This is a genomic window from Proteus sp. GOKU (genome assembly GCF_015475555.1).
Lineage (GTDB): Bacteria > Pseudomonadota > Gammaproteobacteria > Enterobacterales > Enterobacteriaceae > Proteus > Proteus mirabilis_B.
In genome coordinates, this window is sequence record NZ_CP034105.1 from 178,688 (window position 1) to 194,294 (window position 15,607).

Annotated in this window: 14 protein-coding genes; all 14 read left to right on the top strand. The window is 39.8% G+C overall.

From position 1 onward, the window contains the following. The first annotated feature begins 6 nt into the window (after positions 1 to 6). Positions 7 to 333, top strand: coding sequence for a thioredoxin TrxA (gene trxA / locus EHE21_RS00920; RefSeq protein WP_006535838.1), 327 nt, complete (start codon positions 7 to 9; stop codon positions 331 to 333). A gap of 565 nt (positions 334 to 898) precedes the next feature. Next, positions 899 to 2,158, top strand: a complete 1,260-nt coding sequence (rho, locus tag EHE21_RS00925) for a transcription termination factor Rho (protein WP_023583649.1) — start codon at positions 899 to 901, stop codon at positions 2,156 to 2,158. Between the two features lie 407 nt (positions 2,159 to 2,565). After that, positions 2,566 to 3,654, top strand: a complete 1,089-nt coding sequence (gene wecA / locus EHE21_RS00930) for a UDP-N-acetylglucosamine--undecaprenyl-phosphate N-acetylglucosaminephosphotransferase (protein WP_109410128.1) — start codon at positions 2,566 to 2,568, stop codon at positions 3,652 to 3,654. Between the two features lie 24 nt (positions 3,655 to 3,678). Continuing rightward, positions 3,679 to 4,737, top strand: a complete 1,059-nt coding sequence (gene wzzE, locus EHE21_RS00935; protein ID WP_194952566.1) for an ECA polysaccharide chain length modulation protein — start codon at positions 3,679 to 3,681, stop codon at positions 4,735 to 4,737. Between the two features lie 129 nt (positions 4,738 to 4,866). Continuing rightward, the gene (gene wecB, locus EHE21_RS00940; protein WP_069369918.1) at positions 4,867 to 5,997 is read left to right on the top strand and encodes a non-hydrolyzing UDP-N-acetylglucosamine 2-epimerase; all 1,131 of its coding nucleotides are present in this window, start codon (positions 4,867 to 4,869) and stop codon (positions 5,995 to 5,997) included. Next, positions 5,994 to 7,256, top strand: a complete 1,263-nt coding sequence (gene wecC / locus EHE21_RS00945; protein WP_098941404.1) for a UDP-N-acetyl-D-mannosamine dehydrogenase — start codon at positions 5,994 to 5,996, stop codon at positions 7,254 to 7,256. Before wecB ends, wecC begins: the two co-directional genes overlap by 4 nt. Next, entirely contained in the window at positions 7,253 to 8,320 is a 1,068-nt protein-coding gene (gene rffG, locus EHE21_RS00950) for a dTDP-glucose 4,6-dehydratase (protein WP_194951619.1), read from the top strand. Before wecC ends, rffG begins: the two co-directional genes overlap by 4 nt. Positions 8,321 to 8,341: 21 nt before the next feature. Then, a complete protein-coding gene (gene rfbA, locus EHE21_RS00955) occupies positions 8,342 to 9,223 on the top strand; it encodes a glucose-1-phosphate thymidylyltransferase RfbA (protein WP_194952567.1) in 882 nt (293 codons plus the stop codon). Further along, positions 9,201 to 9,914: a dTDP-4-amino-4,6-dideoxy-D-galactose acyltransferase gene (gene rffC, locus EHE21_RS00960; protein ID WP_194951620.1), complete on the top strand. Its 714-nt coding sequence runs from the start codon at positions 9,201 to 9,203 to the stop codon at positions 9,912 to 9,914. The genes rfbA and rffC overlap by 23 nt, the downstream gene beginning before the upstream one ends. Before the next feature lies 1 nt (position 9,915). Then, positions 9,916 to 11,046 carry a dTDP-4-amino-4,6-dideoxygalactose transaminase gene (gene rffA, locus EHE21_RS00965; RefSeq protein ID WP_194951621.1) on the top strand — a complete coding sequence of 377 codons (1,131 nt, stop codon included), beginning with the start codon at positions 9,916 to 9,918 and terminating at the stop codon, positions 11,044 to 11,046. 2 nt (positions 11,047 to 11,048) lie between these two features. After that, a complete protein-coding gene (wzxE, locus tag EHE21_RS00970) occupies positions 11,049 to 12,305 on the top strand; it encodes a lipid III flippase WzxE (RefSeq protein WP_194951622.1) in 1,257 nt (418 codons plus the stop codon). Next, complete coding sequence (locus EHE21_RS00975) at positions 12,302 to 13,387, top strand: TDP-N-acetylfucosamine:lipid II N-acetylfucosaminyltransferase (RefSeq protein WP_194951623.1); 1,086 nt, start codon at positions 12,302 to 12,304, stop codon at positions 13,385 to 13,387. The genes wzxE and EHE21_RS00975 overlap by 4 nt, the downstream gene beginning before the upstream one ends. Next, positions 13,384 to 14,751 carry an ECA oligosaccharide polymerase gene (gene wzyE, locus EHE21_RS00980; protein WP_102949428.1) on the top strand — a complete coding sequence of 456 codons (1,368 nt, stop codon included), beginning with the start codon at positions 13,384 to 13,386 and terminating at the stop codon, positions 14,749 to 14,751. The genes EHE21_RS00975 and wzyE overlap by 4 nt, the downstream gene beginning before the upstream one ends. Next, positions 14,751 to 15,488 carry a lipopolysaccharide N-acetylmannosaminouronosyltransferase gene (gene wecG / locus EHE21_RS00985; protein WP_099076342.1) on the top strand — a complete coding sequence of 246 codons (738 nt, stop codon included), beginning with the start codon at positions 14,751 to 14,753 and terminating at the stop codon, positions 15,486 to 15,488. The genes wzyE and wecG overlap by 1 nt, the downstream gene beginning before the upstream one ends. The last annotated feature ends 119 nt before the right edge of the window (positions 15,489 to 15,607 follow it).

The window sequence follows — 15,607 nt, forward strand, 5'->3', positions numbered from 1 at the left end:
AGAACAATGAGCGATAAAATCCTTCACTTATCTGACAGCAAATTCGATGCTGATGTATTAAATGCAACCGGCCCTGTGCTCGTTGATTTCTGGGCTGAATGGTGTGGCCCATGTAAAATGATTGCTCCTATTCTAGATGAAGTTGCAACAGAATACGCTGGTAAATTAACAGTTGCGAAGCTAAACATCGATCAAAACCCGCTGACAGCACCAAAATACGGTATTCGCGGCATTCCTACACTGATTTTATTCAAAAACGGTGCAGTTGCTGCAACTAAAGTAGGTGCATTGTCAAAAACTCAACTGAAAGAGTTTTTAGACGAAAATATCTAATTTGATTTAGATATCAAAAATAAAGTAGGACGTTTAGACCTTGTCAGTATTTCTGTTATTGACCGCTAGACGTCCGCTTCGAAGCATGATAAGTTAGCGCCACTTACTTACATAATATATCGGATCTACTTGTCAATATGATTAGACACGATTAAATAAGTCTGAGATATTGAATATCAAGCGTACAAAGTAATAGAATTGAATAACATGATATGATATTTAATCTAATATGATATTTAATATAAGTAATCTGAATTCATCTAACCAGTCAAGTTGCCTTAGAATAATCTATAGTATTCAAGGGATATAAATTTTTCCAAAGTATGTTCCTAACCCATAAGTTGAAAGTACACTCATGCATCGCGAAAATGAATGTCACTTCTCTGGGATAAAGCAGATTGGTCTAATAGTATTAACACTCTCTAACATTATCATTTTAGTTATACCCTATGTTAGAAAGTTATAATCTGTAATTTTACACATGACGAAACTGACAGCAATTCGCTGTTATACTATTCACGTTCATAGTTCGAGAGTTACCCCGAGTTATTAAGAACCCACCATTATGAATCTTACCGAATTAAAAAATACGCCGGTATCAGAACTGATAGCACTTGGCGAAAATATGGGGCTAGAGAATCTGGCTCGAATGAGAAAGCAAGACATTATTTTCTCTATCTTGAAGCAACACGCGAAAAGTGGAGAAGATATTTTCGGTGACGGTGTGCTGGAAATATTGCAGGATGGCTTCGGCTTCCTACGTTCCGCAGACAGTTCCTACCTTGCTGGTCCCGATGATATCTACGTTTCTCCAAGTCAAATTCGCCGTTTTAACCTTCGCACTGGTGACACCATCGCAGGGAAAATTCGTCCTCCTAAAGAAGGTGAACGTTATTTTGCTCTCCTAAAAGTTAATGAAGTTAACTTTGATAAACCAGAAAATGCCCGCAGTAAAATCCTCTTTGAAAACTTAACACCTTTACATGCTAATAATCGTTTACGCATGGAACGTGGTAATGGTTCAACAGAAGACTTAACCGCGCGTGTTCTTGACTTAGCGGCACCAATTGGCCGTGGTCAACGTGGTCTTATTGTTGCTCCACCAAAAGCAGGTAAAACCATGTTGCTGCAAAACATTGCAGCAAATATTGCTCATAACTACCCTGATTGCGTATTAATGGTACTTCTGATTGATGAACGTCCAGAAGAAGTGACAGAAATGCAACGCTTAGTAAAAGGTGAAGTTATTGCTTCAACCTTTGATGAACCCGCTTCTCGTCACGTACAAGTTGCAGAAATGGTGATTGAAAAAGCGAAGCGTCTAGTTGAGCATAAAAAAGACGTTATCATCCTGTTAGACTCCATCACACGTTTAGCGCGTGCTTATAACACCGTTGTTCCTTCATCAGGTAAAGTGTTAACAGGTGGTGTGGATGCAAACGCATTACATCGTCCTAAACGTTTCTTTGGTGCGGCTCGTAATGTTGAAGAAGGTGGTAGCTTGACTATCATTGCAACAGCATTAGTCGATACGGGTTCTAAGATGGACGAAGTTATCTACGAAGAATTTAAGGGTACAGGTAATATGGAATTACACCTGTCTCGTAAAATTGCTGAAAAACGTGTTTTCCCTGCAATTGATTACAATCGTTCTGGTACACGTAAAGAAGAGTTACTGACGTCTCAAGATGAGCTACAAAAAATGTGGATCTTGCGTAAAATTATTCATCCAATGGGTGAAATTGACGCAATGGAGTTCCTCATTAATAAGTTAGCAATGACTAAGACAAATGAAGAATTCTTCGACTTTATGAAACGTTCATAAAGTGTATTAACAAAGTGATTGAGCTGAGAATAGGATTAAAATATTAAAATAGTGTGCTCTGTTACAGAATAAGTAATATCACCTCAATTTATATGCTGTTAAGCTCGTTTACTTTGTAAGAATGACGATATGATGAAAACGCCACAATAGTTTGTGGCGTTTTTTGTTTTTTATGGGTGTAATTCAATTTTAGATTGCAATATTTTAGCGAGATGTTGGTATATATATTGCATGTTTTGGTAATTGATAAAAATAGCGATGGCATCAATAAAAATAGTTAAGGAAAACTTATAATTGATGAAGGGTGGTGGGTTTTGAATAAACTCGTCGTGGTGAGGCTGGAAAAAAGAATAAAAACACATGGAAGCGTAAAATAACCAGCTATATTTATTATAGAGAACAGTACTGTGGATATACTAAAAATGAGCACAAGCGTTTTTTATGTGTTCTTATTTTCTTTCGCATTTTTATTCTTGGCTCGTAAAATTGCAAAGAAAATTGGACTCGTGGATAAACCGAATTATCGTAAGAAACATCATGGATTGATCCCTCTAGTCGGAGGAATATCAGTCTATTTTGGTATTGTTTTCGCATTTTATATTTCAGATATTTATATTCCTCATAAGGAATTGTATCTGGCATGTGCGGGACTTCTTGTTTTTATCGGCGCATTAGATGATCGCTTCGATATTAGTGTCAAAATTAGAGCAACAATCCAAGCTTTTGTTGGGATCGTGATGATGGTGGGTGCAGGGTTAAAACTCGACACTCTGGGTCATGCCTTTGGTCCTTGGGAAATGCATTTAGGGCCTTTTGGCTATATTGTTACACTTTTCGCTGTTTGGGCAGCAATCAATGCCTTTAATATGGTTGATGGTATTGATGGGTTATTAGGTGGTCTTTCTTGTGTCTCTTTTGGTGCGCTTGGTATTTTATTATATCAAAGCGGTAACTCAGCTCTCGCATTCTGGTGCTTCTCATTTATCGCAGCAATTTTACCTTACATCCTTCTAAATTTAGGGGTCTGCGGTAAAAAATTCAAAGTATTTATGGGAGATGCGGGAAGTACACTGATTGGATTTACCATTATTTGGTTATTGGTCGCATCAACACAAACTCAGCCTCGCCCTGTTAAGGCAGTAACTGCATTATGGATAATTGCTATTCCACTTATGGATATGGTGGCAATTATGTACCGTCGTTTACGTAAAGGAATGAGCCCTTTCTCTCCAGACCGTCAACATATTCACCATTTGATCATGCGTGCAGGTTTTACCTCTCGCCAAGCCTTTATTTTAATTACTGTGGCTGCTGCGCTATTAGCCGCGATTGGTATTATCGGTCAAAACCTATCATTTGTCCCTGAATGGTTTATGTTGGCATTATTCTTGCTTGCATTTGTTATGTATGGTTATTGCATTAAACGCGCGTGGCGAGTCGCTCGTTTTATTAAACGACATAAGCGTCGCTTACGTAGAGCAACACAACAGCATTAATATAAGCAGAGGTTTTTTAACGTGATGAACTCGGAAAATAACGCCTCCCGACAGGGTGAACAGCCAGATAATGAACTCGATATTCGAGGTCTTTTTTGTGCACTTTGGTCAGGCAAAAGCTGGATTATAGGGTTCGCTCTGCTTTTTGCAGTGATTGCACTCGGTGCATCTTATTTGATGCAACCTAAATGGAGTGCAATCGCAATGACAGAGAAACCAACGATTAATAACTTAGGCAGTTATTATTCGCAATCTCAGTTCTTGCGCAATCTTGATACACAGATTAATCCAGCAGCACAAACCCCAGCTTTAACTATTTCAGATGAAGCTTATCAAGAGTTTATTACTCAAATCGCGGCGTTTGATACACGTCGTGAGTTTTGGTTGCAAACGGATTATTTCAAACAGCGCAAAGAGAGTGATGAACAGGCTAATGCTGCGTTATTGGATGAGTTAATTAACAATATTCAATTTACGCCTGCTGATGAAAAAAAATTAGTTAATGATCAACTAAAACTTATCGCGGAAACTTCAAAAGAAGCGAGCCAATTATTAAATGAGTATATTGCTTTTGCTAATAAGAGAGCATCTACTCATCTTAATGATGAAGTGATAACAGCTTGGGCAACTAGAACTCAATCAATGAAAGCACTAGTTAAACGCCAAGAAATGGCAGCTCAATCTGCGTATCAACGCCAAATTAACTTATTAGAGCAATCAATTAAAGTAGCTGAGAAACAAGGTATTTCTCAAAAACAAACATCGATTGCGATTGATGAGTTACCGGATTCCAAACTGTTTCTGTTAGGTGTTCCTCTGTTGCAATCACAGCTAGAAACTTTAGTGGCAACAGGTGCTGATTTTGATAGTGATTATGATCAAAATACAGCAATGTTAGCGACCCTTGCTGTGGGCGCAAAATTACAAGATAACTTCCAAACTTACCGTTTTCTACGTACTCCTGAAGATCCTGTGAAACGTGATAGTCCTCGTCGTGCCTTTATGATGGTACTTTGGGGCGCTATTGGTGTTTTAGCGGGTGCAGGTGTTGCATTAGTAAGACGCAGTTCATTAAAAAAATAATAATAATTAAATTTTGTCATTGATGACAATAACGAGACATCAGGTGTTTCGGCACCTGATGTACTGAGTATAAGGGCATATTGCTTTCCCAAAAATAAGCGATATAACAATGAAAAAAAGAGAGCCACTGTGAAAGTGTTGACTGTTTTTGGCACACGCCCTGAAGCGATAAAAATGGCACCTTTAGTGCACGCTTTAGCAAATGATGATTCGTTTGAAGCGAAGGTATGTGTTACGGCCCAACATCGAGAAATGCTTGATCAGGTATTAAATCTTTTTGAGATCAAACCAGATTACGATCTCAATATTATGAAACCAGGACAAGATTTAACGGATATTACCTGTCGTATTTTAGAAGGGTTAAAACCGGTATTAGCGTCATTTCAACCTGATGTTGTTTTGGTACATGGTGATACAACAACGACCATGGCAGCAAGTTTAGCCGCATTTTATCAACGAATTCCTGTTGGTCATGTGGAAGCTGGATTACGTACGGGCAATCTTTATTCCCCTTGGCCTGAAGAGGCAAACCGTACCATTGCAGGGCATCTCGCAATGTATCATTTCGCACCAACAGAAACGGCAAAATTAAATTTGGTGCGAGAAGCGGTTGCAGATAAAAATATTTTTGTTACGGGAAATACAGTAATCGATGCGTTGTTTTGGGTAAGTGACAGAGTGATGGGCAATCAAACACTCTTAAATGAGCTTGCTGTAAACTATCCATTTATTCAGCCTGACAAGAAAATGATCTTGGTAACCGGGCATCGTCGAGAAAGTTTTGGTGGTGGTTTTGAACGTATCTGCCAAGCTTTAGCTGAAATTGCATTAGCACACCCAGATGTAGAAGTTGTCTATCCTGTTCACTTAAATCCTAATGTGAGTGAACCGGTTCAACGTATCCTTCATGGTATTGATAATATTAAATTAATACAGCCACAAGATTATCTCCCATTCGTTTATTTAATGAATCATGCTTACCTTATTTTGACCGATTCTGGTGGAATTCAAGAAGAAGCCCCTTCATTAGGTAAGCCAGTTCTTGTAATGCGAGACACAACAGAGCGCCCAGAAGCTGTTGAAGCAGGCTCTGTTCGTTTAGTAGGAACAGATACTAAACGTATTGTTAGCGAAGTAACCTCTTTATTGACAGACGAAAACGCGTATCACCAAATGAGTAAGGCGACAAACCCTTATGGTGATGGTCATGCCTGCCAACGTATTCTTGAAGCATTGAAAAAAAATCAGGTGACATTATGAGTTTTGAAACTATTTCTGTTATCGGCCTCGGCTACATTGGTTTACCTACAGCGGCAGCTTTTGCCTCTCGTAAGAAAAGCGTCATCGGTGTTGATGTTAATCAGCATGCAGTTGATACGATTAATAAAGGTCAAATTCACATTGTTGAGCCTGATCTTGATAAAGTCGTTAAACAAGCGGTTGAAGAAGGCCATTTAAAAGCCTATACCACGCCACAGCCAGCGGATGCTTACCTTATTGCTGTACCTACACCATTTAAAGGTGAGCATGAGCCTGATTTGGCTTATGTTGAAGCAGCTGCACGCTCTATCGCACCTGTATTGAAAAAAGGTGATCTTATTATTCTAGAATCAACCTCACCAGTTGGTTCTACTGAGAAAATGGCTGAGTGGTTAGCGGAAGCTCGCCCAGACTTAACCTTCCCTCATCAGCAAGGTGAAGATGCTGATATCGATGTAGCTTACTGCCCTGAGCGTGTATTACCGGGTCAAGTGATGATTGAACTTATCCGCAATGACCGTGTTGTGGGTGGTATGAACCGTAAATCTTCAGAACGTGCAAGCGAGCTATACAAAATCTTCCTTGAAGGTGAATGTGTTATCACTAATGCACGCACTGCAGAAATGTGTAAGCTGACTGAAAATAGCTTCCGTGATGTTAATATCGCGTTTGCTAACGAATTATCACTGATCTGTGCAGACCAAGATATCAATGTGTGGGAGCTAATTAGCTTGGCGAACCGCCATCCTCGCGTCAACATTTTACAACCGGGCCCAGGCGTTGGCGGGCACTGTATCGCTGTTGACCCTTGGTTTATCGTGTCACAAAATCCAAAACAATCTCGCTTAATTCACACTGCACGTTTGGTCAATGATGGCAAACCAGTGTGGGTTATCGATCAAGTTAAAGCCGCTGTTGCTGATTGCCTCACTGAAACAGGTAAACGCGCAAACGAAATTAAGATTGCCTGCTTTGGTTTAGCCTTTAAGCCTAATATCGATGATTTACGTGAAAGCCCTGCAATGAATATCACTAAACAAGTCGCTGATTGGCACAGTGGTACGACATTCGCAGTTGAACCTAATATTCATGAGTTACCAACAAAACTGAAAGGTATCACAGAGTTAGTATCAACAGAGCAAGCATTGAAAGACGCGGATATTGTCTTAATGTTAGTTGATCATCAACAGTTTAAAGCGATCCCTGGTAGTAAAGTCACTCAAAAATGGATTGTAGATACTAAAGGGGTATGGCGTTGAAACGCATTCTAGTTACAGGTGGAGCCGGTTTTATCGGCTCTGCTGTTGTTCGACATATTATTGATAACACCAATGACAGCGTTGTTGTGGTGGATAAACTGACTTATGCCGGTAATTTAGAGTCATTAGCAACCGTAGCTGACAGTCAACGCTATGCCTTTGAGCAAGTTGATATCTGTGATAGAGTCGAGCTCGATCGCTTATTTGCTCAATATCAACCCGATGTTGTTATGCACTTAGCGGCAGAAAGCCATGTTGACCGTTCTATCGATGGCCCCGCTGCATTTATTGAAACCAATATTGTGGGTACTTACACCTTATTGGAAGCAGCTCGCCACTTTTGGCAAGTTCTACCTGAAGAGAAGAAAACGGCATTTCGTTTCCACCATATCTCAACAGATGAAGTGTATGGCGATTTAGAAGGTACAGATGATTTCTTTACTGAAACTACGCCTTATGCACCAAGTAGCCCATATTCTGCGTCTAAAGCTTCAAGCGACCATTTAGTTCGTGCTTGGTTGCGTACTTACGGTTTACCGACTGTGATCACAAACTGCTCGAATAACTACGGCCCTTACCATTTCCCTGAAAAATTAATCCCATTAATTATCTTAAATGCGATTTCAGGAAAACCATTACCTGTTTATGGTAAAGGTGAACAGATCCGTGATTGGCTCTATGTTGAAGATCATGCTCGTGCTCTCTATTTAGTCGCAACAACAGCAACGCCGGGTAAAACTTATAATATTGGTGGACACAATGAGCGTCGCAATATTGATGTTGTTAAAACGATTTGTGCGCTGTTAGAAGAGTTATATCCAGCAAAACCAGAAGGTGTTGCTCAGTATGTCGATCTCATCACGTATGTGAAAGACAGACCAGGTCATGACCTGCGCTATGCAATTGATGCAGCAAAAATTGAAGCTGAATTAGGCTGGAAACCAGAAGAGACATTTGAATCTGGCATTCGTAAAACTGTTTTGTGGTATTTAAATAACGAAACTTGGTGGAAACGAGTGTTAGATGGCTCTTATGCAGGTGAACGTCTAGGGCTTGGGAACTGATTAAGTAAAGAAGGATAAATGATGAAAGGTATTATTTTAGCGGGTGGTTCGGGTACACGACTGCATCCGATAACCAAAGGGGTATCGAAGCAGTTATTGCCTATCTATGATAAACCCATGATCTATTATCCGCTTTCAGTTCTGATGCTTGCTGGTATTCGAGATATTTTGATCATTACAACACCCGATGACATGACCTCATTTCAGCGTTTACTGGGTGATGGTTCTGCATTTGGTGTTCATCTTCAATATAAAATTCAGCCATCTCCTGATGGTTTAGCCCAAGCCTTTATTTTGGGTGAGGAATTTATTGGTGATGATCATTGCTGTTTAGTTTTAGGCGATAATATCTATTTTGGTCAAGGGTTTAGTCCAAAACTAAAACAAGTTGCTCAACGTGAACATGGCGCAACGGTATTTGGTTATCAAGTGATGGATCCTGAGCGATTTGGTGTTGTTGAATTTGACGATGATTTTAAAGTGTTATCGATAGAAGAAAAACCAGAACAGCCTAAATCTAATTGGGCTGTCACGGGGCTGTATTTCTACGATAACCGAGTGGTTGATTTTGCCAAACGAGTCAAACCTTCGATTCGAGGTGAATTAGAAATTACGTCGATTAATCAGATGTATCTTGAATGTGGTGAGCTTAACGTTGAACTACTGGGGCGTGGTTTTGCGTGGTTAGATACCGGAACTCACGATAGCTTAATTGAAGCCAGTACCTTTGTTCAAACTGTTGAAAAACGCCAAGGATTTAAAGTGGCGTGCCTTGAAGAGATTGCTTGGCGTAATGGTTGGCTCAGTGATGACCAAGTAAGAGAAAGCGCAAAATCACTGTCTAAAACTGGTTATGGTCGCTATCTATTGGATTTATTACATGTCCGTCCTCGCCAATATTAATTATCTTGAGTGGGAAAGTGAGTATTTTTCCCTCAAAACAGGGCGTCTTGAGTTTGATACACAAGCGCCCGCGTTAACAGACGAACAGCTTGACGCTTTTGCTGTGGTTCAAGCTAAAGTCGCATCTCATGAGCTTTCTCTCATCGATAAACTCAGCCAATTAGGTTTTCAATTTGCGGAAGGTGAAATTGATTTTAAACTTTCAATTGGCACAGAAAATGCTTGTAAGAAAACGACGGAATATTGTTTTAGAAAAGCCAATGAAGATGATATCGATTTATTGATGGCAACGGCTTCAGAGGCTTTTGTACAAAGTCGTTTTAGAACACCTTGGTATCAAGAAGGTGATAGCAGTCGTTTTTATGCATTATGGGTTAAAAAAGCGGTGTTAGGCACATTCGATGATATCTGTTTACTGACTAATGATGCTGAAAATAATGTAAGTGGTTTTGTCACTTTACGCCGTCTATCTGAAAGTGAAGCAAGAGTGGGATTACTAGCGGTAATGCCCAACAGAATAGGACAAGGCATTGGTAAACAACTGATGTCGGCCGCGAAGTTTTGGTGTCAACAACAAGGTGTTTCGACCTTATATGTTGCAACACAGATCAGCAATATTGCAGCTTCGCGTTTATACACACACAGTGGGGGCTTAATAGAGAGCACCACTTATTGGTTATACAGGGGATAATATGATTCCGTTTAATAAACCACCGGTTGTCGGCACAGAATTAGAATATATGAAACAAGCTATGGAAAGTGGCAAGCTCTGTGGCGATGGCAATTTCACAAAGAAATGTGAAAAGTGGTTAGAAGAACAATTTCATTGTCATAAAACGCTGTTAACACCATCTTGTACAGCATCGCTTGAAATGGCAGCTATCTTATTAGATATCAAGCCAGGCGATGAAGTCATTATGCCAAGTTTTACCTTTGTTTCGACCTCTAATGCGTTTGTATTACGTGGCGCAACGATTGTTTTCGTTGATATTCGTCCAGATACTATGAATATTGATGAAACAAAAATTGAAGCGGCTATTACAGAGAAAACCCGCGCCATTATTCCCGTCCATTACGCAGGTGTTGCGTGTGAAATGGATACGATTATGGCGATTGCGAAAAAATATAATCTGTTTGTTATCGAAGATGCTGCTCAAGGTGTCATGTCAACTTACAAGGGTAAGGCTCTCGGTACAATTGGTCATATTGGTTGCTATAGCTTCCATGAAACTAAAAACTACTCATCAGGCGGTGAGGGTGGTGCAACGCTGATTAACGATCCAGATTTAATCAATCGTGCAGAAGTTATCCGTGAAAAAGGTACCAATCGTAGCCAATTTTTCCGTGGTCAGGTAGATAAATATACTTGGCGTGATATTGGTTCTAGCTACTTAATGTCAGACTTACAAGCGGCTTATTTATGGGCTCAACTTGAAGAAGCTGAAAAAATTAATGAGCGTCGTTTGGCATTTTGGCAGATTTACTATGATGCATTGACTCCATTAGCGGAAAAAGGCTTATTAGCGCTTCCAATCGTTCCAGAAGGGTTAGAACACAATGCGCATATGTTCTATATCAAACTGAAAGATATCGATCAACGTACCGCGTTTAATGACTACATGAAAGAACACGGTGTTTTAACAGTGTTCCACTATGTGTCATTACATACCAGCCCAGCAGGTATGAAGTTTGGTCGCTTTGATGGTGAAGATATTTTCACCACGCAAGAAAGTGAGCGTTTAGTGCGTTTACCTATGTTCTACAACATGACAGAAGAAGAGCAGCAGACTGTTATTGGTCATATTCGCGACTTCTTTGCTTAATTATGTCATTAGCCAAAGCATCAATTTGGACAGCCGGATCAACCCTGATAAAAATCGGGGCTGGTCTGCTTGTCGTCAAGTTACTTGCCGTCTCTTTTGGACCAACTGGGGTCGGGTTAGCAGGTAACTTTCGTCAATTAATCACCGTGCTAGGTGTCTTATCTGGTGCGGGTATTTTTAATGGTGTGACGAAATTAATCGCACAATATCAAGATGATGATATTCAACGCAAAAAAGTGTTGGGTACTTCATCATCCATGATTTTGCTGTTTTCCACACTATTAGCTATTTTATTTCTTCTTTTTTCTGCTCCCATTAGCCAAGTGTTATTTGGTGATGATTATCATCAATATCAGGATATTGTAAGAGTCGTTGCTTTTATTCAAATGGGGATAGCATATAGCAACTATTTTCTTGCCATATTAAAAGGTTATCGTGATGCGGCAGGTAACGCTTTATCAGTGATTGCCGGTAGCATTATTGGTGTTGTTGCTTATTATTTATGCTATTTATTTGCGGGTTATCACGGTGCATTAATTGGACTTGCATTAGTACCTGCACTTATTTTATTTCCTGCTACATTTTTAGTAGTAAAGCGTAAACGCTTCGCTTTAAGCGAGCTTAAACCCCATTGGGATAAGGCGATAGCAAGTCATCTTGGTAAGTTTACCATTATGGCGATACTGACATCGATTACATTACCCGTTGCTTATATCATGATGCGTAACTTACTTGCTGAGCACTATAGCTGGGAAGACGTAGGGATTTGGCAAGGGGTGACCAGTATTTCAGATGCTTATTTGCAATTTATTACCGCATCTTTTTCTGTTTATTTATTGCCAACACTCTCTCGATTAACGCAAAAGAGTGATATTACCAAAGAGATCGTTAAATCACTGAAGTTTGTATTACCTGCAGTGGCTGCTGCGAGTTTTATGGTGTGGTTATTACGTGATTTTGCGATTTGGTTACTGTTTTCAGATAAATTTGTCGCTATGCGTGATTTATTTGCATGGCAACTTGTTGGCGATGTTTTAAAAGTAGGCGCTTATGTCTTTGGTTATCTAGTCATCGCAAAAGCGGCACTACGTTTTTATATCCTTACAGAAGTAAGCCAGTTTGCCCTATTAACGCTATTTTCGCGTTGGCTTATTCCTGAGCATGGCGCACTAGGTGCCGCTCAAGCCTATATGGCAACGTATATTATTTACTTCCTTCTCTGTAGTTCTGTTTTCGTGATTTATTGCAGGCGCAAATGACAACTTTGATTTACGTACTAGGTTCAGACATTGTGCATCATAACAACACAATGTTACGGTTTTTTAACGACCACCTCGTGACTGAGGCGGGGTTAACGTATAAACCTCGTTTTATCGTTGCCAGTAAAAATACTTCACTGCAAGAAAGCTACCCAGCTTTAGATATTGAGTGTTTAGCTGATAAAAAGCAGGTTGCACAGAGAGTGGTCACATTGGCCAAAGCCGATACTCACCAACGATTCCTTTTTTTAGGTCAGTTTAATGCGCCTATTTGGTTGGCATTATTAACTGGCAAGATCAAACGTCATCAATTTTGGTGGCATATTTGGGGTGCTGATTTATATCAGGATTCTAAACAGCTAAAATTTAAACTCTTCTATCTTCTTCGTAAACTCGCTCAAAAGCGTGTGGGCCGAGTATTTGGTACACGAGGTGATCTGAATTACTTCGCGCAATTTAACGTTAATATTCCAGCCAGCTTGCTCTATTTCCCAACAAGAATGGATCCTGCGCTTACGGTGACAGAAAAAGCGCCTATTGATGAAAAGCAGCTCACCATTATTGTGGGTAATTCAGGGGATAGATCGAACCGCCACATTGAAGCTTTACAGGCAATTGCCGAGCAATATGGAACGCGTGCGAAAGTGATTATTCCAATGGGATATCCTGAAAATAATCACGTTTATATTGATGAAGTAGCCCACGCAGCTAGCCAGTTGCTTCCCTATAATCAGGTTGAAATATTACGTGATAAATTGGCATTTGACGATTATCTCGCGTTATTGAAAACATGCGATTTAGGTTATTTTATTTTCCACCGTCAACAAGGTATCGGCACGCTTTGTCTGCTTATTCAATTTGCTATCCCTTTTGTAATTAGTCGTCAAAATCCATTTTGGCAGGATTTAACTGAGCAAAGTGTTCCTGTTTTTTTCTCAGGAGACAAATTAGATGTTGCGCTGATTGAAGAGGCTAAACGGCAATTGCTGATGCTTGATCGCCAAAATATTGCCTTCTTTGCGCCTAACTTCACGGATGGTTGGAAAGAGTTAATTGAGATGAGTACAGGAGAGCCGCAATGACATTGGCGGAACTGGGTGGCCTAGCACTTGTTTATTTTATCTCTTTAAGTTTTATTTTATTGCTGACTTATCAAGAGTTTCGTCGAGTTCGCTTTAATTTTAATGTTTTTTTCTCAATGCTCTATCTGCTGACCTTTTATTTTGGTTTCCCCCTGACTTGTATGTTGGTATTCCAATTTGATGTCGCAGTTGTGCCCGTTGATTCATTATTATACGCGCTATTAGCCTCTACCAGCTTCTATGCTATTTATTATGTAACTTATAAGGTAAGACTGAGAAAATCGGTTGACGGCCCTTCTAGGTCGCTATTTACGATGAATAGAGTAGAAACCAACCTTACTTGGATTTTATTGGCATTAATTGCGTTTGTTACTGTGGGAATTTTCTTTCTACAAAATGGCTTTTTACTCTTTAAGCTCAAAACGTATAGCCAAATTTTTTCAAGCCAAGTGTCAGGTGTTGCGCTTAAGCGCTTTTTCTATTTCTTTATCCCAGCAATGCTGGTGGTTTATTTCTTAAAACCCACTCAACAGCGATGGATTTTTTTCCTTTGTGCAACGGTGGGTTTTGGGATCTTAACCTACATTATTGTGGGAGGAACCCGCGCTAATATCATCATCGCTTTTGCGCTGTTTTTGTTTATCGGTATTGTTCGAGGCTGGATAACCTTATGGATGCTGGTTGCCGCTGGGGTTATGAGTATTGTTGGCATGTTCTGGTTGGCATTAAAACGCTATGGCCTTGATGTGAGTGGTGCAGAGGCATTCTATACTTTCTTATACCTTACTCGAGATACGTTCTCTCCTTGGGAAAATCTAGCTTTATTACTTAATAATTATGACAAGATTGAGTTCCAAGGACTTGCACCGATTATTCGTGATTTTTATGTCTTTATTCCTTCTTGGGTATGGCCAGAACGCCCAGATGTAGTGCTGAACTCAGCAAACTACTTTACATGGGAAGTACTTAATTACCATGCGGGTCTTGCTATTTCACCAACCTTAATTGGCTCTCTGGTTGTGATGGGAGGCGTTGCCTTTATCCCATTGGGTGCGATTGTTGTAGGACTGATTATTAAGTGGTTTGATTGGCTATATCAGCAAGGGCTCAATGAAAGCAATCGTTATAAATCCGCTATTTTGCAAGCTTTCTGCTTTGGGGCTATTTTTAATATGATTGTTTTGGCACGAGAAGGTGTTGATTCTTTCGTTTCTCGCGTTGTGTTTTTCTGTTTAATTTTTGGTTTATGTTTGGTGGTTGCCAAACTGCTTTATTGGTTATTTGAAAGTGCGGGATTAGTGCGTAATTACGTGACTCGTCAAATACAAAGTGAACCTCGTTGTTTAGAGAAAAAGGAAAAGTAATGGGATCCAATTCAATTCCGAAGTATTCAATCCGCGGACATAATATCTGGGGATTTCGCGATATGGCTCATTTTCTGGATTATCTCTATGAAGGAGCACAAATAAAAAGTGGCTCTCTGATTGCCATTAATGCAGAAAAAATTCTTACAGCAGAAACAGACTCAGCACTTAATGAGCTGCTCAACGAAGCAGATTATCTTTATGCAGACGGTATTAGCGTTGTGCGGGGTATTCGTCGTAAATACCCTGATGCAAATGTTTCTCGTATTGCAGGTGCTGATTTATGGGAAGCGTTAATGGAAAGAGCGGGCAAAGAGGGAACACCCGTTTTTCTTGTCGGTGGTAAACCTGAAATTCTTTCTCAAACCGAAGATAAGCTTAAAGCACAGTGGAATGTAAATATTGTAGGTAGTCAGAACGGTTACTTTACACCACAAGATAGAGAGGCGTTATTTGAGCGTATAAAGGCCTCTGGTGCGAAGATAGTGACTATTGCGATGGGATCACCTAAGCAAGAGTTGTTTATTCGTGCATGTCGTGAAATTTACCCTGATGCTTTATACATGGGCGTTGGTGGAACTTATGACGTGTTTACAGGCCATGTTAAAAGAGCACCGAAAGCATGGCAAAATCTTGGGTTAGAGTGGTTATATCGTTTGTTATCACAACCAAGCCGAATTAAGCGTCAATTTAAGCTGTTAAAATTCGTTGGGTATTATTATTCCAATAAATTGTAATAGGGATCGTGTCTTTTTTTGTTAGATGTGACTGGTTAAATAATTTATTCCTGCTTTTATCTAGCTTCTTGATTGTTTGATTATTATACTAATGGGGCGTTTAGCGTGTTAAAACGCTC

Excerpts from the sequence above, each read along its gene's own strand:
- rfbA (WP_194952567.1), top strand. The coding sequence starts at position 8,342 with ATGAAAGGTATTATTTTAGCGGGTGGTTCGGGTACACGACTGCATCCG.
- rffC (WP_194951620.1), top strand. The coding sequence starts at position 9,201 with ATGTCCGTCCTCGCCAATATTAATTATCTTGAGTGGGAAAGTGAGTAT.
- rho (WP_023583649.1), top strand. The coding sequence starts at position 899 with ATGAATCTTACCGAATTAAAAAATACGCCGGTATCAGAACTGATAGCA.
- trxA (WP_006535838.1), top strand. The coding sequence starts at position 7 with ATGAGCGATAAAATCCTTCACTTATCTGACAGCAAATTCGATGCTGAT.
- wzxE (WP_194951622.1), top strand. The coding sequence starts at position 11,049 with ATGTCATTAGCCAAAGCATCAATTTGGACAGCCGGATCAACCCTGATA.
- wecC (WP_098941404.1), top strand. The coding sequence starts at position 5,994 with ATGAGTTTTGAAACTATTTCTGTTATCGGCCTCGGCTACATTGGTTTA.
- wzyE (WP_102949428.1), top strand. The coding sequence starts at position 13,384 with ATGACATTGGCGGAACTGGGTGGCCTAGCACTTGTTTATTTTATCTCT.
- wecG (WP_099076342.1), top strand. The coding sequence starts at position 14,751 with ATGGGATCCAATTCAATTCCGAAGTATTCAATCCGCGGACATAATATC.
- rffA (WP_194951621.1), top strand. The coding sequence starts at position 9,916 with ATGATTCCGTTTAATAAACCACCGGTTGTCGGCACAGAATTAGAATAT.
- wzzE (WP_194952566.1), top strand. The coding sequence starts at position 3,679 with ATGAACTCGGAAAATAACGCCTCCCGACAGGGTGAACAGCCAGATAAT.
- EHE21_RS00975 (WP_194951623.1), top strand. The coding sequence starts at position 12,302 with ATGACAACTTTGATTTACGTACTAGGTTCAGACATTGTGCATCATAAC.